General features: G+C 74.7%; 18 protein-coding genes and 1 tRNA gene. 7 read left to right on the forward strand and 12 right to left on the reverse strand.

What is annotated here, in order from left to right:
- The first annotated feature begins 11 nt into the window (after nucleotides 1-11).
- Nucleotides 12-1,271 carry a M6 family metalloprotease domain-containing protein gene (locus HZZ00_RS04065; RefSeq protein WP_180330914.1) on the forward strand — a complete coding sequence of 420 codons (1,260 nt, stop codon included), beginning with the start codon at nucleotides 12-14 and terminating at the stop codon, nucleotides 1,269-1,271.
- A 140-nt stretch (nucleotides 1,272-1,411) separates the two neighbouring features.
- Here HZZ00_RS04065 and HZZ00_RS04070 read toward each other — a convergent pair.
- The 8 genes from HZZ00_RS04070 to HZZ00_RS04105 form a co-directional block, all read right to left on the reverse strand.
- Nucleotides 1,412-1,485, reverse strand: a tRNA-Lys gene (locus HZZ00_RS04070).
- Nucleotides 1,476-2,021: a hypothetical protein gene (locus tag HZZ00_RS04075; RefSeq protein ID WP_180330915.1), complete on the reverse strand. Its 546-nt coding sequence runs from the start codon at nucleotides 2,019-2,021 to the stop codon at nucleotides 1,476-1,478. Before HZZ00_RS04075 ends, HZZ00_RS04070 begins: the two co-directional genes overlap by 10 nt.
- Before the next feature lie 142 nt (nucleotides 2,022-2,163).
- Nucleotides 2,164-2,532: a hypothetical protein gene (locus HZZ00_RS04080; protein WP_180330916.1), complete on the reverse strand. Its 369-nt coding sequence runs from the start codon at nucleotides 2,530-2,532 to the stop codon at nucleotides 2,164-2,166.
- A 106-nt stretch (nucleotides 2,533-2,638) separates the two neighbouring features.
- Complete coding sequence (locus HZZ00_RS04085; RefSeq protein ID WP_180330917.1) at nucleotides 2,639-2,806, reverse strand: hypothetical protein; 168 nt, start codon at nucleotides 2,804-2,806, stop codon at nucleotides 2,639-2,641.
- On the reverse strand, nucleotides 2,803-4,140 hold the full coding sequence (locus HZZ00_RS04090; RefSeq protein WP_180330918.1) for an AAA family ATPase: 1,338 nt from the start codon (nucleotides 4,138-4,140) through the stop codon (nucleotides 2,803-2,805). Before HZZ00_RS04090 ends, HZZ00_RS04085 begins: the two co-directional genes overlap by 4 nt.
- Complete coding sequence (locus tag HZZ00_RS04095; protein WP_180330919.1) at nucleotides 4,137-5,726, reverse strand: hypothetical protein; 1,590 nt, start codon at nucleotides 5,724-5,726, stop codon at nucleotides 4,137-4,139. Before HZZ00_RS04095 ends, HZZ00_RS04090 begins: the two co-directional genes overlap by 4 nt.
- Nucleotides 5,717-6,958: a hypothetical protein gene (locus HZZ00_RS04100; protein WP_374028514.1), complete on the reverse strand. Its 1,242-nt coding sequence runs from the start codon at nucleotides 6,956-6,958 to the stop codon at nucleotides 5,717-5,719. Before HZZ00_RS04100 ends, HZZ00_RS04095 begins: the two co-directional genes overlap by 10 nt.
- The gene (locus tag HZZ00_RS04105; RefSeq protein WP_180330920.1) at nucleotides 6,855-7,790 is read right to left on the reverse strand and encodes a phosphatase PAP2 family protein; all 936 of its coding nucleotides are present in this window, start codon (nucleotides 7,788-7,790) and stop codon (nucleotides 6,855-6,857) included. Before HZZ00_RS04105 ends, HZZ00_RS04100 begins: the two co-directional genes overlap by 104 nt.
- A 237-nt stretch (nucleotides 7,791-8,027) precedes the next feature.
- Between HZZ00_RS04105 and HZZ00_RS04110 the strand changes: the two genes are divergently transcribed.
- On the forward strand, nucleotides 8,028-8,624 hold the full coding sequence (locus HZZ00_RS04110; RefSeq protein ID WP_180330921.1) for a histidine phosphatase family protein: 597 nt from the start codon (nucleotides 8,028-8,030) through the stop codon (nucleotides 8,622-8,624).
- A 52-nt stretch (nucleotides 8,625-8,676) separates the two neighbouring features.
- On the opposite strand, the gene HZZ00_RS04115 is transcribed toward HZZ00_RS04110, so the two are convergent.
- Nucleotides 8,677-10,149 (reverse strand): hypothetical protein, encoded by a 1,473-nt coding sequence (locus HZZ00_RS04115; RefSeq protein ID WP_180330922.1) that lies wholly within the window; start codon nucleotides 10,147-10,149, stop codon nucleotides 8,677-8,679.
- Nucleotides 10,150-10,414: 265 nt separating this feature from the next.
- On the opposite strand from HZZ00_RS04115, the gene HZZ00_RS04120 reads away from it, so the two are divergent.
- Both HZZ00_RS04120 and HZZ00_RS04125 read left to right on the forward strand, forming a co-directional pair.
- The gene (locus tag HZZ00_RS04120; protein WP_180330923.1) at nucleotides 10,415-10,822 is read left to right on the forward strand and encodes a hypothetical protein; all 408 of its coding nucleotides are present in this window, start codon (nucleotides 10,415-10,417) and stop codon (nucleotides 10,820-10,822) included.
- Nucleotides 10,823-10,856: 34 nt separating this feature from the next.
- Nucleotides 10,857-11,729, forward strand: a complete 873-nt coding sequence (locus HZZ00_RS04125) for a spermidine synthase (RefSeq protein ID WP_180330924.1) — start codon at nucleotides 10,857-10,859, stop codon at nucleotides 11,727-11,729.
- A 147-nt stretch (nucleotides 11,730-11,876) separates the two neighbouring features.
- Here the strand turns inward: HZZ00_RS04125 and HZZ00_RS04130 are convergent, their stop codons facing one another.
- Entirely contained in the window at nucleotides 11,877-12,422 is a 546-nt protein-coding gene (locus tag HZZ00_RS04130; protein ID WP_180330925.1) for a hypothetical protein, read from the reverse strand.
- Nucleotides 12,423-12,560: 138 nt separating this feature from the next.
- On the opposite strand from HZZ00_RS04130, the gene HZZ00_RS04135 reads away from it, so the two are divergent.
- The 3 genes from HZZ00_RS04135 (at nucleotide 12,561) to HZZ00_RS04145 (ending at nucleotide 16,229) form a co-directional block, all read left to right on the forward strand.
- Nucleotides 12,561-13,268, forward strand: coding sequence for a response regulator transcription factor (locus HZZ00_RS04135; RefSeq protein WP_180330926.1), 708 nt, complete (start codon nucleotides 12,561-12,563; stop codon nucleotides 13,266-13,268).
- Complete coding sequence (locus HZZ00_RS04140; RefSeq protein ID WP_180330927.1) at nucleotides 13,265-14,668, forward strand: HAMP domain-containing sensor histidine kinase; 1,404 nt, start codon at nucleotides 13,265-13,267, stop codon at nucleotides 14,666-14,668. Before HZZ00_RS04135 ends, HZZ00_RS04140 begins: the two co-directional genes overlap by 4 nt.
- Nucleotides 14,669-14,786: 118 nt before the next feature.
- Complete coding sequence (locus tag HZZ00_RS04145; RefSeq protein ID WP_180330928.1) at nucleotides 14,787-16,229, forward strand: cellulose binding domain-containing protein; 1,443 nt, start codon at nucleotides 14,787-14,789, stop codon at nucleotides 16,227-16,229.
- A gap of 196 nt (nucleotides 16,230-16,425) precedes the next feature.
- Here the strand turns inward: HZZ00_RS04145 and HZZ00_RS04150 are convergent, their stop codons facing one another.
- Together HZZ00_RS04150 and HZZ00_RS04155 are read right to left on the reverse strand one after the other, a co-directional pair.
- A complete protein-coding gene (locus tag HZZ00_RS04150; protein WP_180330929.1) occupies nucleotides 16,426-17,850 on the reverse strand; it encodes a GH1 family beta-glucosidase in 1,425 nt (474 codons plus the stop codon).
- Nucleotides 17,851-17,966: 116 nt separating this feature from the next.
- Nucleotides 17,967-19,016, reverse strand: a complete 1,050-nt coding sequence (locus HZZ00_RS04155) for a LacI family DNA-binding transcriptional regulator (RefSeq protein ID WP_180330930.1) — start codon at nucleotides 19,014-19,016, stop codon at nucleotides 17,967-17,969.
- Nucleotides 19,017-19,484: the final 468 nt, after the last annotated feature.

Here is a 19,484-nt window from a genome sequence, read left to right on the forward strand (position 1 = left end):
GTCCGGAGGTCATGTCCGTGCCCCTGCTGCGCAGCACCGCCGCCGTGTGCACCACGTTGTCGGCGCTGGCCGCGACCTCGATCATCGCCGGACCGTCGGTCGCCGAGCCCTTCGCCACGGCCCCGTGCGCCCTGCACCGCACCGGTGCCCGCCACTCCGAGGGGGCGGACACCTGGGACGCGGACTACGCCCGCCCCACCAGGGCGCTGAACGCCGTCATGATCTTCCTGTCGTTCCCGGACGCGGTCCCGCAGACCACCCCGGCGGAGCTGACCGCCGACCACTTCCCGCAGACCAGCCGCTACTTCGAGCAGGCTTCCTACGGCAGGTTCAGCCTGCGCGCGCATCCGCTGGGCCACTGGTTGCGTATGCCCCGTCCGTCGACGGCGTACTCCGTACGGCGGGACTGGGCCGCCGAGGACCGGGCCGCGTATCTGCGGGACGCCTTCAAAGTGGCCGACAAAGCCGTCGACTTCTCCCGCTACCAGGTGGTGTACCTCGTCGCGGACCCGGACGCGCCCGGCGTGGACTCCGACGCCACCAAGGTCGTCAACCTGGACACGCCCGTCCACGTGGACGGCACGGACGTACGGCGGGTCGTCACGGTGTTCGAGAAGCACCCGCCGGACCGGCTGGTCCTCGCCCATGAGACCGGCCATGTCTTCGACCTGCCCGACCTCTACCACCGCCCGGCCGACGGCAAGGGGGACTGGGACACCTATGTCGGCGACTGGGACCTGATGGGCAGCCAGTTCGGCCTGTCGCCGGACATGTTCGCCTGGCACAAGTGGCGGCTCGGCTGGCTGGATCCGCGCCAGGTGATGTGCGTCCGCGGCGCCGGTCCGACCCGGCTCACCCTGGAGCCCCTCGCGGCGGGGCCCGGCACTCCCGTGCAGGGGGCCGCCGGGGCGCCCGCGTTCGGTCTCGGCGACGGGCTGAAGCTGGCGGTGGTGCGCACCGGCCCGGACAGCGTCCTCGCCGTGGAGGCCCGTACCGCCGCCGGCAACGACCGCACCACCTGCCGCGAGGGCATCCTCGTCTACCGGGTGCGCAGCGGCGCCGAGTCCGGCGGCGGCCCCGTCGAGGTCGTCGACGCCCACCCGCACACCGAGGCCTGCCCGGACGACTCGGTCTACCCGCCCCTCGCGGACGCCCCGATCGCCCTGGGGGAGAGTTTCACCGTCCCGGGCGCGGGCGTGAAGATCGAGGCGGAGGACCGGACGGCCTCGGGGGCGTGGACGGTGAAGATCACACAGCGGATCACCGGGTGACTCCTCGGCGACGGTGGCCGGGCCGGCCCTGGCCGGCGTGTGGGTGGCCGAGCCCCCACGGCGCGCGGCGAAGCCGCGCAAAAACAGCGATGGCGAGACACGGCCGCGTTTCGCGGTCATGTCTCGCCATCGCCCTCGCGTGCGCCGCCAGGGACTCGAACCCCGGACCCGCTGATTAAGAGTCAGCTGCTCTAACCAACTGAGCTAGCGGCGCCTGCTGACGTCGTAGACCTTAGCATCCTCGTCGGCGGGAGGAAAAATCGATATCCGAACCGCCGTGCGTGCCGCCCGCACGGCCGCCCACAGCACCACCTCCGGGCCCGGCAGCCAGGGGCGGCGCGTGTCCGGGGCCACCACCCAGCGGGGCCCGCCGCAGGTGTCGCCGCCGTCCGGCGCCGGGACGGTCACCGCGTCGCCCGTGCCGTGGCACAGCAGGGGCGGCACCGCCGCCGCCCGGTGCGAGCCCCACTCCTCCCAGGCCAGCAGCGAGGGCAGCCGGTGGGCGGTGCCGGGGGCGCAGAACAGCAGCATCCGGCCGCGGGACATCGCGACCGGGCCCGAACCGGGGCCCCCCTCCCACAGGCGGTCCAGCATCCGGCGCCCGAAGACGACCGGGGCGCTCACCACGTCGAAGACGGTGCCGCAGGGCAGGGCGGCCGGGGCGGACGTGTACGGCGGGTACGTCCCGGCGGAGGCCAGCCAGGCGGCGCCGTCGGGGGTGACGCGGGTGACGTTCGGCGTACTGCTCATGTCATCCAGATCTACCCGCCGTGAGCAACCGGTTCTCCTGAGTTGCGGAAAACCGGGACAGGGGAGGAGACGGGGAGTATCTTGCCCCCCTGGCATATGCCAGGTGAGGGATCACCCGGGGGCGCACGGAATCACCGCGGGGTCACACGGGGTCGGCGGAGGTCCGTCCCTCGCTGTCGCCGCGCATCAGGTCCCGGCCGAACTCGACCATCTTCCTCGCGTAGTCCTCGGTCCACTCGGCCCGGTCGGCGATGTCGGCGGCCGTCAGCCGGTCGAACCGGCGCGGGTCGGCGAGCTGGGCCGCGGCGATGGCCTGGAACTCCACGGCCCGGTCGGCGGCCGCGCGGAACGCCTGGGTCAGCTCCGTGGCCCGGGCCAGCAGCGCCCGCGGATCCTCGATCGACTCCAGGTCGAAGAAGTGCTCGGGATCGGCGGCCGCCTCCGCGGGCTCGAAGATCAGGGGCGCGGGGCGTAGCCGCGGTTCGTTCCGACGCGGCGTGGGCTCCGCCATGTCTTCTCTCCTCCTCGTACGACCTTCGTACGGTTCGCTGGGCACCACCTCCGTGGTGGGCCACCGTCCATTGTCCCGCGCCCACGCAAGGGGCCCGAGCCCCCGCTCACGGCCGCCACTCCATCCGGTGCTCCGCCAGGTGGGAGAGGACCGCGTGGTTCGCCTCCCACCCGTCCGGGCCGTGGCCATCGGCCGCCTCCGGCGGCGTGCCGGACTCCGTCCGGCGGACCGGGCCCGGGTCGCCCGCCGGACCGGCGCCCGAGCCCCCGCTCACGGGCGCCACTCCACCCGGTGCTCCGCCAGGTGGGAGAGGACTGCGTGGTTCGCCTCCCACCCGTCCGGGAACTTCACCAGCGTGCCGAGCTGGACCGGTTCCGTGGACGGGTAGTCGTCGAGCAGGTCGCTCACTCCGGCGCGGCAGACCACGACGCAGGCGTGCCGGTGGCGGGAGGCCAGGACGCACAGGCGGCCGGTCTCCAGGTGGAAGGCGGTGGCGTCGGGGCGGCCGGACAGCGGGTGCAGGACGACCGTGACGTCGTACTCGCGGCCCTGGAGCCGGTTCGCGGTGTCGACCGTCACCTCGAAGACGCCCAGGTCCGCCAGCGCGGAGCGGACCGCGGCCGCCTGGTCGCGGTGGGCGGTGCCGACGGCGATCCGGGCGGCGGTGAGCGGGGTCGGGTCCGGCGAGCGCTCGGAGACGGCCGCACCGCCGCGGTCCAGCAGGCGCCGTACCACCAGCGCCACCGCGCGCACCGCCTCCGGATCGGTGCGCGGGGTGTGCCGGGCGGGCAGCTCCAGCAGGCCCCAGCCGGACGCGGCGGCCTCGTCGATCACCCGGTCCGGACCCGAACCGTCGGACGGCACGGCGAAGCCGAGCCTGCGGTCGCCGTGCCCGGTGCCGCTGCGGAAGGGGGTGTACGGGTAGAACGCGTCCGAGACCAGGGGCGCGGCGGAGGCGGGCAGCCGCCAGGAGACCGGCAGCCGGTGCTGGGGCAGGCCCGGGTTGTGGGCCAGCAGGGTGGTCACGGCGGAGGCCGACGGGTCGTACGACAGCCCCGCCCACTGCTCGCTGCCGACGATCGCGAACGGGTCCAGCTGGCCGGGGTCGCCCACGAACAGCGCCCGTTCGAACAGCCCGGCCACGGCGAGCAGGGAGTCCGAACGCATCTGGTACGCCTCGTCCACGATCGCGTGCCGCCACGGCTCGTCCACCGTCACATGCGCCCACTTCGCGGCGGTGGACAGCACCACCGGCAACCCGGCGAGGTCCGCCGCCTTCGCCGAGGTGCGCACGCCCGGCAGGTCGTCCAGCGCCTTGTCGTAGGCGTCGGCGTCGCTGCTGTGCAGCCGGCCCACGGGCAGCTCGGGGTTCTTCTCGGCGAGGCGCAGCACGAGGTCGTCGACCTGGGCGTTGGTCTGCGCCACCACCATCAACGGGCGCCCCGCGTCGGCGAGTTCCAGCGCCGCCCGGACCACCAGGGTGGACTTCCCGGCACCGGGCGGGGAGTCGACCACCACGCCCCGCTCGGTGCCGTGCAGCGTGTCGTCGAGGATCGCGTCGGTGGCGCGGGCGGCCGCGGCCCCGGGATCGGCGTCGACGGTCGTCACAGCACGTCCTCCTCGGTGATCGGATCGGCGGCCTCCGGCACCGCCTCGCCGGGCGGCCCGCCATGGGTCCACGGGGTCTCCTCCGGGTCGGGCAGCTTCGCCCCGCCGCGCTGCTCGTGCTCGAAGAGGGTGAAGCAGACCCGGTCCCCCTTCTCGGGCACCGAGCCGGGCTCCGGCTCCCTGCCCCGGCCCATCTTGTCCAGGATCCGCAGCACCACCGTGTCCCCGGCGGCCCGCTCCACGAACTCCGCCGACTGCGGGCGGCCGTCCAGCGAGCGGTAGACCTTCGCGCGCTCCGCCAGGTGCGGCAGGTCCTCGGTGCGGACCGTCACCAGCGGGCGCGGGCTCGGCCGTCTGCCCTCGCTGTACGCCATCACGACCTCGGTGACCTCGCCCGCGAACGCCTCGCCGGCCAGCCGCCGCCCCGCCATCACCAGCGGATCGTCCAGCGCCTCCTGCGCCTCCAGGCGGGCCTGTTCGCGCTCGCGCGTGGCCAGCTTGTTCGCCGCGGTCACCGCGTCGTCCCGGCGCGGCTGCGGGGGTTCCCCGGCCAGCACCCGGTCCCGGTGGCCGGTGAACGACCAGCGGTCCCGCAGCCAGCGCTCCGCCACATGCGCGCCCTCGGGCAGCGCCCGCAGCAGGTCCAGGCCCCGCCACACCGCGTCCCAGGTGGGCCGGGTCCGGCTCTCGACCAGTTCCCGCACGTCCCGCTCGGCCCGGGTGAGCGCGGCCAGCCGGTCGTCGGCGTCCAGCGGGTCCTCGGCGGCGGCCAGGGCCGTGCGCGCCCGGTCGTACCGCTCGATCGCCGGGGCCAGCAGCTTGTTGTCGAACGCCGGGTCGGTGGCCGGGCCGGCGGGCGGGCACAGCAGCTGCCCGGCCGCGTCCCGCGCCAGCTCGGCCCGGTGCGCGGCGTCGGCGCCGCTGTCGCCCGCCGGGGGGTCGATCCACGCCAGCAGCGCCCCCAGGTGCTGGTCCTCCAGGCCGGACTGGCCGGTCGCCCAGTGCCGGGACAGCACGTCGGTGAGGGCGAGCAGCAGCGCGGAGCCGGGGACCCGGGACCGCTCCCCGTAGTGGGTGAGCCAGCGGCCGAGCAACGGCACCCGGGGCGGCGCCGGATAGGGCGCCTGCGGGTCCTGCTCGGACGTACGGCGAAAGCGCATGGAGCGGCCGAGCAGCCGCACGAAGTCCAGGCCGGCGCGGCTCGGCACGATCAGCTGGGGCGCGTCCGTGCACAGCTCCACCTCGACCTTGACCCGCTTGCCGGTCTCCGGGTCGGTCTCGGTGCGCTCGGCGGCCTCCACGGACCCGGCGTAGGAGTCGATGTACGGCAGGATCACGTCCGCCAGTTCGGCGAGGAACGCGAAGCGCAGCTCGCGGTCGCGCGGCTGCGGCACGACCAGCAGCCGGGGCGCGTCCCGGTCGGTGCCGACCAGCGCGCCGAGCGGGGCGCCGGTCTCGCCCGCGGTGGTCAGCGGCACGAACACCAGGGGATGCCCGGAGACATGCCGGTGCAGCACGGTGGCGGCGGGCTGGGCCCGGCCGGTGCCGACGGCCTCCAGCCGGGCCAGGGTGTCGATCAGCGACATGCGGGCGCCACCTCCCCGGGACCTGCCTCCCGAAGCCCTGTATCCGGAAGTCCTGTCTCGCGCAGCCCTGCCTCCCGGAGGGCCTCCGCGCGCAGGGCCGCCGCCCGGCGCAGGGCGGCCACCGCCGGGTCGTCCGCTTCGCCGGCCTCGCCGTGCGCCGCCGCGAGGACCTCCTCCACCGTGGTCAGGCCGCCCAGTTCGGCGCGCAGCGGGCGGCCGAGCCGGGTCACGGAGCCGGCCGAGCGGGCACGGTCGCGGCAGTGGAAGGCCAGCTCGCAGGCGGACAGGCACTCGGGCGCGTAGGCGGCCGGGACCGCCGCCACGGCCGCCGTCAGTTCCTCGGCGCCGCGGTCGGGCGCGAAACAGGTGCCCTCGGGCAGCGCGTCGGCGATCTCCTCGATCCGGGTGAGCCGGGTGAGCTGCCGCGCGGTGACCGCGCGCTGCTTGCGCACGTCGACCGCGCTGCCGGCGGGCAGGTTGGAGAAGTCCTTGGGACACACCAGCAGCACCCGGTGGCGCACCCGCGGGGCCGGGTCCAACCGGGCGGCGACCTCCTCCAGGGCCAGCACGTACACCGCCGCCTGCCGGGCCGCGGCGCCGACCTTCGCCGGGTCCGCCGAACCGTCCAGCATCGGGAAGGACTTGATCTCCACCACCGACCAGCTGCCGTCCGGGTGCACCACCACCGCGTCCGGTTCCAGGAACGCGAGCGAGCCCGCCACGTCCAGCGCCAGCATGGGGTGGTCGAGCAGTGTCCAGCCGCCCGCGCGCGTCGCCTCCCGCAGCGCCAGCGCCGTGCGCGCCGTACGGCCCTCGGGGCCCGGCGCGGTCAGATCGGGCACCGCCGCCGACTCGGGTGCCTCGGCGCGCGGATCGAGCCGGGTGTGCGCGAGGCGCAGCAGCTCCGCGCCGCCGTCCGCCTTCACCTTCGCCTCGAACGCGTTGCCCCGGGTCAGCGCGAACTGCGACTGCCCGAAGGCCGAGGGCGCGCCCAGCGCGTCGGCCAGCCGGGCCTTGTCCACCCCGGCGCCGTCCAGGATCGCCCGTCTGCGGCACCCGGGGTTCGCGGCCAGCGCCGCGAGGGCGCGCGCGTCCAGGGCCTTCGCCGGTACGTCGGGGCCGCGCAGCTCAGCGAGCCGGTGCCGGAGCCCCTTCGCCCGCGTCGGTGGGGGAGGCGTCCGGCTCGGCTGGGGCGCCGGGCCGCGACTCGCGCTGCCGTGGAATTCGCTCACCCGCGGAAGTCTTGCATCCGCCACTGACAACCGGGGAATCCGCGCCCCGCACGGACCCCGGGAACAGCCGGGCCCGCACCAGGTCGGCGGCCCGCGTCACCCACGGCGCGAGCAGGTGGCCGACGCCCATCACGGCGACGCCGGCGAGCGCGTCCAGCAGATAGTGGTTGGCGGTGCCCATCACGACCAGCGCGGTGCCCAGCGGGTAGACCACGCCGAGGACCTTGGTGAGCCGGGTGCCGCCGTGCCGCCACAGCATCACCCCGCACCACAGCGCCCAGCCGACGTGCAGACTCGGCATGGCCGCGTACTGGTTGGTCATTCCGCCCAGGCCCCGCGGCGCGCTGGCGTCGCCGCCCCACCAGCCGTACGCGCTGTAGTGGGCCATGGTGTCCACGAAGCCCTCGCCGGCGGCGAGCAGCCGCGGCGGGCAGGTCGGCATCAGGGTGAAGCCGATCAGGCCGATGAACGTGGACGTCATCAGCCAGGTGCGGGCGCGCCGGTAGTACTCGGCGCGGGACCGGAACAGCCACACCAGGATCGCGGGCGTGACCAGGTAGTGCAGCGAGGCGTACCAGAAGTCCGCGGGTATCCCGAGCCAGGGCTCGCGGGTGAACAGGCGGTTGAGGGGGTGCTCGGCGTTCAGGTGGAGCAGCTTCTCGGCACGCAGCAGGGTCAGGCCGTGCTCGACGGCGTCGTCCACGTCGCCGCGTACGACGAGGCGGCCGGCCGAGTAACAGCCGTAGACCAGCAGGAGCAGTGGCAGTTCGGTCCACCAGCGCAGCCGGGTGCGGGGCACCGTCCCGGTGCCCGGTGTCTCGGTCTGCGCCATCCGATCGTCCTCCCCCTTCTGCGGTACGGCCGCCCGGTGGGCGACCGTGCCACTTTACGGTGTCCGTTCCTCACCCGTGCGGGTGCTCCGGAGCCGGTCCGCGAGGGTGCTCCGGCCCACAAAGACGTCACCGGTGGCCGCCGGGTTGCCCGTGCCGGGGGTGAGCGATGATGAAAGGGCCGACTCTCGTTGTTCCTGTGACGTCCCTGTGGCGTACGCCTCCCGGAAAGGTCCCCCATGGCACCGCGCATCCTGCTGGCCCGGCACGGACAGACCGCCTGGTCGCTGTCCGGCAAGCACACCGGCCGGACGGATGTGCCGCTCCTGGAAGAGGGCCGGTGCGGGGCGAAGCTGCTCGGCGAGCGGCTGCACCGGGCGCCGCTGAACGGGCTGCCGGGTGCCGAGGTGCGCACCAGCCCGCTGTCCCGGGCACGGGAGACCTGCGAACTCGCCGGGTTCGGGGAGCGGGCCGAGACCTGGGACGCGCTGCTGGAGTGGGACTACGGCGCGTACGAGGGGATGACCCCGGCGCAGATCCAGGCGGTGCGGCCTGGGTGGCTGATCTGGCGCGACGGCGTCCCCGAAGGGGAGACGACCGCCGAGGTCACCGCCCGCGTGGACGAGGTGATCGGCTGGGCCCGTTCGGCCGACCGCGACGTCCTGCTGTTCGCCCACGGCCACGTCCTGCGTTCCCTGGCCGCGCGCTGGCTGGGCTTCCCGCTGGACTTCGGCGCCCGCATCCGCCTCAATCCGACGTCTCTTTCGATCCTGGGCTGGGCCTACGGCGAACCGGCGCTGGAGAGCTGGAACGACGTGGGCCACCTGGCGGACTGAACGGGGCGGGCGCGCGACCGGAGGCGGCGGGGGCTTCCTCGTCCGCGTCGCGTCAGGCTCCCGCCACCCGGGGCAGCGCCTTGTGGCGGTCCAGGAAGTCCGACACCCCGGAGGCCCGCCGGTGCGGCAGCAGCACCCGCGCGGTGCCCGCCAGCATCGTCTGGATGCGGGAGGACTGGACCTGGTCCAGCAGGGAGAGCACCCGCATCCCCGCCTCCGCCGCCTCGTCGGGACGGCCCTCGCGGGCGAGGTCGTCGGCCAGTTCCGCCGTGTACAGCGCGAGGTTCCGCGCGAAGTGGGGATCCTGGAGGTCCGCCGCCCGCCGTGCGTGCCGGGACGCGCGCCGCCAGTCGCCCAGCATGGACCAGCACTGCGCTTCCAGCCCCTCCAACTCGGCCTCGCCGTAGAAGCTCATCCACTCCGGGTCGGCGCCCGAGCACCCCCGCGCGAACAGGGCCTGCGCCCGCACCAGCGCCCGCGCGCAGCCGGTGCGGTCGGCGAGCCCCGCCCAGCCGCCCGCCTCCCGCAGCGCCAGCAGGGACATCAGCCGGTCCGAGCCCAGGCCCCGGGCCGCACGTTGCGCGGCCTGCGCGGCCCGCACCGCCTCCCGGGGCCGCCCCGCGTCCCGGGCCAGGAAGGCGGTGTTGCAGAAGGCATGCGCCTCCAGCCCCTCGTCCCCGGTCATCCGGGCCGTGGCCAGCGCCTCCGCGTAGTGCGAGCGGGCGTCGTCGAAGCGGCCGGAGTCATGCGCCAGCCAGCCCACGGAGATGGCGAGTTCACCCGCGCCCGCGTGCAGCCGGTCGACCGTGGTCTGCCGGGTGGCACCGGCGTCCAGCAGCGCGTAGGCGGCGCGCAGCGGAGCCGCCGCGCGCCGGTAGAGCCCGTCCGCGCCGTGCCGGTCGTCCAGCAGCCGGATCCGGCGGACGGCCTCCTCCAGGGCCGCCGCCTCGGCGCTCCCGGGCCGGCGCGGGGGCAGGGCCGCGGCCGCGGTGTCCGGAGCGAGCCCCAGCGGGCCCAGCGCGGCGGCGGCCACCGTGGCTCCTCCGCCGGTCATGAATGCGCGACGCAGCACGTCGCTCTCCTCGTGGTTCGGGTGGTCGTGCGGGCACGGCCCCTGCGGGCCGCACCCCTCGTGCGGGTCATACGGGTCCTGCTGGTCCTGCGGCTCGGACCCCGCCGGGGCGGCACCCTGCTCCGCTCCGCCGGCGAGCGCCCGCGGGGCCGTGCGCGCCGCGCGGCCGCGGACGGACGAGCGGGGCGCGAAGCCGAGGTCGGCGAGCGTACGGCCGGGGAACATGTGCAGGAACACACGTTCGTAGGCGTAGTTGGGGCAGCGGATCTCACCCGCCTCGACCCGCCCGACGTAGCGCGCGTCACAGCTCACCCGCTCACCGATCTCCCGCGCGGCCCGCCGCACCAGCGCCGCGAACTCGGCCGGTGAGTGCCGGCCGCGCAGCCGCCGGAAGGCGAGGTTCGGCCGGGGTGGCCGCTCGGGCTGTGACGAGGTCACGGTAGACGACGCCATGGCCGGGTCCTCTCGTGCGAACCGTCGAACCATGCCGGGCGCGGGGCGACTCGGGAGGTGTCGCCCGAGGGACGCCCCGATTCCGGCGAGCAAGAACGTACCGGCTGTGCCGGAGCCGCCACGCTCGGTTTGGCCACAAACCGGATATCTCATACGTGATCTGCCATGAAGTGCCATCCTTTGCGGCGCACTTGTGCCGTAGCCGTTGACACGGTCGCGCGTTGGACCCCATGGACCGCGACAGTGCCGTGTGGTGGAGGCGGGCATGCAGACCAGCCAGAGCAACGAACCGTGCGCGTCGCCGTCGTCGCCCGGGCCGGGCGGCACGGCGTGCGACCTGGTGACCGTACCGGCCCGGCAGGGCCTGGAAGCGGTCGACATCCTGCGGCGCGGGGCCGCCGACGCGGTGGGACCCGTCCTGCACGACGACGACCGCGACACCCTCGGCTTCCTGGTGCCCGCCGGCACCGCCGCCTGCTGGGACGTGCCGGGCAGCACCTGCACCGAGACCGACGGCCGCGGGCTGCGCCTGGCGCCGGAGCCCCCGGTGCGGGGCGCCGACTGGCTCCTGCCCCCGGGCGAGGAGGCCGATCTCGCGACCGATCCGGTGGTGCTGCGCGAGGCACTGGGCGAGGCGGCGCGGCTGCTCCGGGCCGCGGACGACTGCCGCTGAAACGTTTACCGCGGGCGCCTGCGAAAATGGCGGGATGGGCAGGTCGAGGAACACGCGGCGCGCTGCGGCGGCCGCCGTCGGTGTCGTCGAGGAGACGGTCGACGGCGGGCTGGCGCGGCTCGTGCCGGACCCCGACCGCGGCCGGGCGTGGACCCTCACGATCGACGGGGCGCCGCAGTCGCACGTCGACCTGGACGACCCGGCGTACCTCTCCTTCGAGTACCAGCGCCGCCTCGGCCACGTCATCGACCTCGCCGCCCCGCCCGGCAGGCCCGTCCACGCGGTGCACCTCGGCGGCGGCGCCCTCACGCTGGCCCGGTACGTCGCCGCCACCAGGCCCCGCTCCACCCAGCAGGTCGTGGAGCGGGACGCGAGCCTGGTCCGGCTGGTGCGGCGCGAGCTGCCGCTGGACCCCAACGCGCGGATCCGGGTGCGCTCGACGGACGCCCGCGAAGGACTCGCCAAGGTGCCCGACGGCTGGGCCGACCTGGTCGTCGCCGATGTCTTCAGCGGCGCCCGCACCCCCGCCCACCTCACCTCCACCGAGTTCCTGGACGAGGTCCGCCGCGCCCTGAAGCCGTCCGGGGTCTACGCCGCCAACCTCGCCGACGGCCCCCCGCTCGCCCATCTGCGGGGCCAGATCGCCACCGCCGCCGCCCGGTTCGGCGAACTCGCGCTGATCGCCGACCCGGCCATGCTGCGCGGCAAGCGCTTCGCCAACGCGATCCTGGTCGCCTCCGACCTGCCGCTGCCGATCGCCGAGCTGACCCGCCGCGCCGCCTCCGACCCGCACACCGCCCGGGTCGAACACGGCAGACAGCTCACCGACTTCACCGGCGGCGCGCGCCCCGTCACGGACGCGGCGGCCGTGGACTCGCCGGCCCCACCGCCGTCGGTCTTCCGCTGACGCGACCGGACCGGGGGCGGCCGGGTTCCGGCGACCGTCTCATGGCGGCCGGCGATCGCGGATCGGCAGCCGTGGACTGCCGATTGCCGATTGCCGATTGCCGACTGCCGACTGTGGATCGTCGACCGCCGACCACTCGCCCGACGATCAATAACTGCCGATCTCCACGTGCGGCGGCCCGTCGTGCCACGTGCAGAACACCGACACCCGGTCCGTGCCCCGGCTGAACTCCACCCGGATCCACGAGGGCGTCTTCCACACCTGCATCGACCAGCCCGCCCCCGGCGTCGCCGAGACCAGCGTGGCGTCGGCCGCGCCCAGCTCGAACACGGCCCGCCCGCCCGCGGTGTCGTACGCCTTGACCGTGCCGGAATCGGAGCCGGAGCCGGAGCCGGACGGGGAGCCGGAGGGCGCGGGCGTGGGACCGGGGGAGCGGTGGACGGTCCGGGTGGGGGAGGGGGCCGGGGCAGCGGACCGCGACCGGGACGGCGGCGGGGTGTCGGCCGTCCGCGTGCCCGCAGCGGTGGCCGCCGTCGCCATCGTCGTCGGGGACCCCGCGCCCACCACCGGCAGGGCGCGCGGCGGGTCGTACGCGGTGCCGGCCATCACCGTGTGCACGCCCCACCACGACAGCGTGACCGCCGCGCCGGTCGCGAGCAGCCACGCCAGTACGTGTACGAGTCCTCTGCGCATCGCGCCCATCCTGCCCCACCCCGCGCTCGCGCCCCGCACGCACGCCCCGCGCCCGCGTCCGCGGCCCGGCTTTTCCACAGCCGCGGAGTTGTCCACAGGCCCGCGCCGGGTCCTCGCGCATGGCGTACGGTGCGGCGCATGGCAAGTGTGCTCGTGGTCGAGGACGACCAGTTCGTACGCTCGGCGCTCATCCGGCAGTTGACCGACGCCTCGCACACCGTGCGCAGCGTCGGCACCGCGCTGGAGGCGCTGCGCGAGGTCGCGCACCACCGTTTCGACGTGGTGATCCTGGACCTCGGACTGCCCGATCTGGACGGCTCCGAGGCCCTGAAGATGCTGCGCGGCATCACCGACGTCCCGGTCATCATCGCCACCGCCCGGGACGACGAGGCGGAGATCGTCCGCCTGCTCAACGCGGGCGCGGACGACTACCTCACCAAGCCGTTCTCGGTCGACCACCTCTCCGCCCGGATAACGGCGGTGCTGCGCCGGGCCCGTGCGGCCGGCGGCGAGGCCCCGCCCTCGGCCGTCCTGCGCGTCGGCGGCCTCACCGTGGACCCGCTGCGCCGCCAGGCCGAGCTGGACGGCACCCGACTCGACCTCACCCGCCGCGAGTTCGACCTGCTCGCCTTCCTCGCGGGCCGCCCCGGCGTCGTCGTCCCCCGCAGGGAACTCCTCGCCGAGGTCTGGCAGCAGTCGTACGGCGACGACCAGACCATCGACGTCCATCTGTCCTGGCTGCGCCGGAAGCTGGGGGAGACGGCGGCCCGGCCGCGTTATCTGCACACCCTGCGGGGCGTCGGAGTGAAGCTGGAGCCGCCCGTGGACGCGGAGCCACCGCGATGAGATGGGCCCTGGTCAAGGTGTGCCTCGCGGTCACCACCATGGTCGTGGTCGCCTTCGCGGTGCCGCTCGGCCTGGTGGTCCGCGAGATGGCCCGCGACCGTGCCTTCGCGGGCGCCGAGCGGGAGGCCGCCGCGGTCGCGCCCGCGCTGTCCATCACCACCGACCGGGACAAGCTGGAGCGGGTGGTGGCCTCAGCGGGCGCCGGTTCGAAGATGGCCGTCCATCTGCCCGCCGACGGCACCCGCGGCCCGCTGGACATCGGCGGGCGGCGCGCCGCCGACCGCGACGTCCAGGCGGTGCGCAGGCTCGGCCGGGCCTCCACGGCCACCGTCACCGGCGGCTTCGCCCTGCTCCAGCCGGTGGCGCTCGGCTCCGGCTCGATCGCCGTGGTCGAGGTGTACGTACCGGAGTCCGAGGTGACCAACGGCGTCGGCACGGCCTGGGCGGTGCTGGCCGGCGTCGGCCTCGCGCTGATCGTCGGCTCGGTCGCCGTCGCCGACCGGCTCGGGGTGCGCATGGTGCGGCCCGCGCGCCGGCTGGTCGAGGGCGCGCGCGAACTGGGCGAGGGCAAACTGGGCGCCCGGGTTCCGGAGGACGGCCCGACCGAACTGCGGCTCGCGGCGATCGCGTTCAACTCCATGGCCGACCAGGTCGTCCAACTCCTGGCCAACGAACGGGAGCTGGCCGCCGACCTCTCGCACCGGCTGCGCACCCCGCTCACCGTGCTCAGACTCAACGCGGCCTCCCTGGGGGCCGGACCGGCCGCCGAGCAGACCCGCACCGCCGTCGCCCAGCTGGAGCGCGAGGTGGACACCATCATCCGCACGGCCCGGGAGGCCAAGCCGCAAACGGCCCCCGCCGGTCCCGGCGCCGGCTGTGACGCGGCCGAAGTGGTGCGCGAACGCATGGAGTTCTGGTCCGCCCTCGCCGAGGACGAGGGCCGCACCTGGCGGGTGGCCGGTGCGGACCGCCCGGTGCGGATACCCGTGGCCCGCGCCGACCTGGCCGCCGCGCTCGACGCCCTGCTCGGCAATGTCTTCCGGCACACCCCGGAGGGCACCGCCTTGGCGGTCGACGTGCACCACGGCGAGGACGCGGTGATCGTGCTGGTCTCCGACGCGGGCCCCGGCATAGCCGACCCCGAGGCGGCGATGGCCCGCGGCCGGGGTTCCGGAACCGCCGGCTCGACCGGGCTCGGCCTCGACATCGTGCGCAGGCTCGCCGAGTCCACCGGCGGCGACGTCCGCATCGGCGGCTCGGTCCTGGGCGGCACCGAGATACGGGTCCGGTTCCAGTCCGACGGGCGCCGACCGCGCGGGCGGGGCCACCGAGGGGCCGCGCGAAGGCGCCGGGCACGCACCCTGGTCTCCACCTTTAACCGCCCCCGATCCCATCCTTAAGCGAACCCTAAGATCGCCAACCGCCGTCCGCATCGGGCCCTTTGCCCGATTCCGGATCGCTAGCGTGCTGCCGCACCGCACCCCCCGTGCGAAACCCCGAACGAAGGCAGGCAGGCGTATGAGCACGCACCGGCGCAGGATCAGTGGCAGGAACAAGGCGATAGGCGGCCTGGTCGCCGCGGCCGTGGTCGGCGGCGGGGCACTCCTGTTCACGGGCACGGCGAGCGCGGCGGTGGTGAACGCCGCGTACACCAGGACCAGCGACTGGTCGACCGGCTACACCGGCCAGTACGTCGTCACCAACAACAGCACCGCGCGGGAGAAGTCCTGGACGCTGGAGTTCGACCTGCCGGCCGGGGCCAGGCTGTCCTCGCTGTGGAACGGCGAGTCGAGCGTCAGCGGACAGCACGTCACCGTGCGTCCCGCGAGCTGGGACAGCCAGGGGCTGGCCCCGGGCGCGTCGGTGACCGTCGGCTTCGTGGTCGAGGGCAGCGGCGCCCCGACGGGCTGCCGGATCGACGACGCCCCCTGCTCCACCGACGACGGCCCGGCCCCCGAGCCGAGCGGCCGCCCGACCCAGAGCCAGTCCCCGGCGCCGACCCCGACCCCCACGCCCACCAAGACGTCGACCCCCACCCCCACCCCGACCACCGGCACGGGCACCACCGCCTCCGCCGGCTTCGCCCCCTACGTGGACACCTCCCTCTACCCGGCCTACGACCTGCTCGGCGCCGCGAACGCGACCGGGGTGAAGAACTACAACCTGGCGTTCGTCACCGACGGCGGCGGCTGCACCCCCAAGTGGGGCGGGGTCACCGATCCGGCCGACGACGCGGTGGCCGCGCAGATCGGCAAGCTGCGGGCCGCGGGCGGTGACGTCCGGGTCTCCTTCGGCGGCGCCTCCGGCTCCGAGCTGGCCACCACCTGCTCCTCCGCGGACGCGCTCGCGGCGGCGTACGGCAAGGTGATCGACGCGTTCAAGCTGACCAAGGTCGACTTCGACGTCGAGGGCGGCGCGCTGCCCGACACGGCCGCCAACACCCGCCGTGCCCAGGCCATCGCCAAGCTCCAGGCCCAGCACCCCGGCCTGGACGTCTCCTTCACCCTCCCGGTGATGCCCGAGGGCCTCACCCAGGACGGCGTGAACCTGCTGACCAACGCCAAGGCCAACGGCGTCCGGACCGGAACCGTCAACATCATGGCGATGGACTACGGCTCCTCCTACAGCGGCGACATGGGCGGCTACGCCGAGCAGGCCGCCACCGCCACGCAGGCCCAGGTCAAGAGCGTGCTCGGACTCTCCGACGCGGCCGCCTGGAAGGCCGTCGCGGTCACCCCGATGATCGGCGTCAACGACGTCTCCTCCGAGGTCTTCAAGCTCGACGACGCCACGCAGCTGGCAGCCTTCGCCAAGTCCAAGGGCCTCGGCGGCCTGTCCATGTGGTCGGCCGCCCGCGACCAGCAGTGCCCCGGCGGCCCCAAGCCCTCCGCCGACCCGACGTGCAGCTCCATCACCCAGGACAAGTACGCCTTCGCCAAGGCGTTCGCCACCTTCGGCTGACCGCCGTCACCACCGAGTCGGCCCCGGCCGGGCCCCCCGCCTCGGCCGGGGCCGACTCCTTCGCCGGGCGGACCACCGCCGTCCCGCCGCCGGTCCGGCGGCGGGACCGGGGCCCGGCCCGGCGCTCATCGGCGCGCCGCCGGTCTCCCGCCGAGCGGGCCGCTCGGCCTTTTCGGCGGGAGGCCGCACGCGCCCGTCAGACGTCCTCCACCGGGGGCAGTTCCCCGGTCCGCGCCGCGCGTGCGTACCAGAGGGCGCTCGACTTGGGGGTGCGCTCCTGGGTCGCGTAGTCCACGTACACCGCGCCGAACCGCTTGTCGTAGCCGTACGCCCACTCGAAGTTGTCCAGGAGGGACCACAGGTAGTAGCCGCGCACGTCGGCCCCGTCGGCGATGGCGCGGTTCACCTCGGCGAGGTGGGCGCGCAGATAGGCGACGCGCTCGGGGTCGTGCACCCGGCCGTCGGCGCCGCGCTTGTCGTCGTAGGCCGCGCCGTTCTCCGTCACGTACAGCTGGAGCCCCGGGGCCTCGCGGGAGTAGCGCGTGATCAGGTCGTACAGGCCCGTCGGCTCGACCGTCCAGCCCATCGCGGTGCGCTCGCCCGGCGTCTGGTGGAACGCCACGTCCTCCGAGCCCGGCCACGGCGAGTGCGTGCTCGTCCCGTGCCCGTCCGCGCGCGGGCCGTCCGGCGCGGACCCGGGCGACGAGACCAGCGCCGGTGTGTAGTAGTTGAGGCCCAGCGCGTCCAGGGGCTGGTGGATGTCCGCCAGGTCCCCGTCGCGGACGTACGACCAGTCGGTGACCGACGACGTGGCCTCCAGCAGCGTGGCCGGGTACGCGCCGTGCAGGATCGGGCCGTGGAAGACGCCGTTGGCGAGGTCGTCGATCCGCCGCGCCGCCGCCAGGTCCGCCGGGCTCTGCGTCAGCGGCCGGATCACCTGGGAGTTGAGGCTGACCGCGACCGAGCGGTGCGCGGGCAGCACCGAGCGCAGTGCCTGGGTGGCCAGCCCGTGGGCCAGGTTCAGGTGGTGGGCGGCGCGCAGGGCGGCGGCCGGTTCGGTCCGGCCCGGCGCGTGCACCCCGGAGCCGTAGCCCAGGAAGGCGCTGCACCAGGGCTCGTTGAGGGTGATCCACTGCTCCACGCGGTCGCCGAGCGCCTCGCCCACGAGCTGCGCGTACTCCGCGAAGCGCAGCGCGGTGTCCCGCTCCGGCCAGCCGCCCGCGTCCTCCAGCTCCTGCGGCAGGTCCCAGTGGTAGAGGGTGACGGCGGGCTTGATGCCGTGGGACAGCAGCTCGTCGACCAGCCGGCGGTAGAAGTCCAGGCCCGCCTGCGCGGCGGGGCCCCGGCCGGTGGGCCGCACCCGCGGCCAGGACACCGAGAAGCGGTAGGCGTTCAGGCCGAGTCCGGCCATGAGGGCCACGTCGTCGCGGTAGCGGTGGTAGTGGTCGACCGCGACGTCGCCGGTGTCCCCGCCGGCCGTCTTGCCGGGGGTATGGCTGAAGGTGTCCCAGATCGAGGGGGTACGGCCGCCCTCGCCTACCGCGCCCTCGATCTGGTAGGCGGACGTCGCCGCGCCCCAGAGGAAGGCGGGAGGGAAGGACACGGTCATCGGTTCGGGCATGGAATCGCTCCCACGAGTCGAGTGGGACCATTATGCATGGGAGCGCTCCCATAGAGAATGGGCGGACCACTGGCGGTATCCGAAGGGCGGGGTTCCGGGCCGGTTCCAGGCCGGTTCTAGGCCGATTCCCGCACGACCAGTTCCGTCGGCAGCACCACGGCCCGGTGGCCGGTGCCGCGGTGGGTGATCTCGTCCAGCAGCAGGCTCGCCATGGTGCGGCCCATCTCCTCCAGGGGCTGGCGGACGCTGGTCAGCGGGGGATCGATGTGCCGGGCCACGATCGAGTCGTCGAAGCCGACGACGGCCACGTCCTGCGGCACCCGCCGGTGCGCGGCGCGCAGTTCCAGGACCGCGCCCGAGGCCATCACGTCGGAGGCGGCGAAGACGGCGTCGAGGCCGGGGCGCCGGCGCAGGAGCGCGCGCATGGCGGCGCGCCCGCCCTCCTCCGTGAAGTCGCCGGAGGCGATCAGTTCCTCGTCGGCGGCGAGGCCCGCGCGGTGCAGTGCCTCGCGGTAGCCGTCGAGGCGCTCGCGGGCCACGTCCATGTCCATCGGGCCGGTGATCGTGGCGATGCTCCTGCGGCCGCCCGCCAGCAGGTGCTCGACCGCGACCCGGGCGCCGCCCCTGTTGTCGGCGCGGACGTGCCCGAGCCGCTCGGTGTCGCTGCGCCGTCCGGCCAGCACGGTCGGCACGGCCAGTTCGTCCAGCCGGTCGGGCAGGGTGTCGTCGCTGTGCACGGCCATCATCAGCACCCCGTCCACCCGCTGTGCGGACAGGTAGGCCGCGAGGCGCGCGTACTCGGACTCATCCCGCGCCAGCACCAGCAGCAACTGCATCCCGGCACCGGCGAGTCCGGCGGAGACGCCTCGGATGATCTCCGAGAAGTACGGCTCGGAGAAGAGCCGGTTCTCGGCGTCGGGGACGACCAGGGCCACGGAGTCGGTGCGGCGGGTGACCAGGGAACGGGCGGCGCGGTTGGGGACGTAGCCCAGTTCGGCGATCGCCTGCTCCACGGCGGCGCGGGACCGGTCGCTGACCTTGGGGGAGCCGTTGATCACCCGCGAGACGGTGCCGCGGCCGACCCCGGCACGGGCGGCGACGGCGTTCAGAGTCGGGCGCCGGACGTCCGCGATCCTGTGCGGCTGCGGCAGTTCGGCAGTGCTCATCGTTCACCTTCCGGTGCTTGGTGGGGGGTGGCTTCATTCTGGCCCAGAAAAGTCCGGCCACCGGCCCGGCTCCTCGCCGGACGCCGGCGTTCCCCTCGGCGGAACCGCCCTGACCTGGACGAACGGCGCGGCGGCGGCGGGCGCCCGGCTCATCTGACGTTCCCTCAGGTGAAACGTGAACGTGACGTGCTGAACACGCTTGCGCAACAACGCCGTTTTCAAGTCTTGACACTTGGCCCGGCAGCAACGAGTCTTCCGGCATGCCGCGTGGGAGCGGTCCCACGGGGTGACCGGGGCTCGCACCCCCCGTGGCTTGAAACCACCAAAGGTCCTTCCCTCTGCACCCATTGACACGCCGTTGACCAGCACTTCATCGCACGCCGAGCGCTGTGGGCTGGCCGCTGCTCGAACCGAGAGGGCAGGTCCGGGCCGTCGCACGCCGGCGGTCGGATTCCTGAGGTCCGTTCC

Origin of the sequence: Streptomyces sp. NEAU-sy36, from assembly GCF_013423905.1 — a bacterium.
Lineage (GTDB): Bacteria > Actinomycetota > Actinomycetes > Streptomycetales > Streptomycetaceae > Streptomyces > Streptomyces misionensis.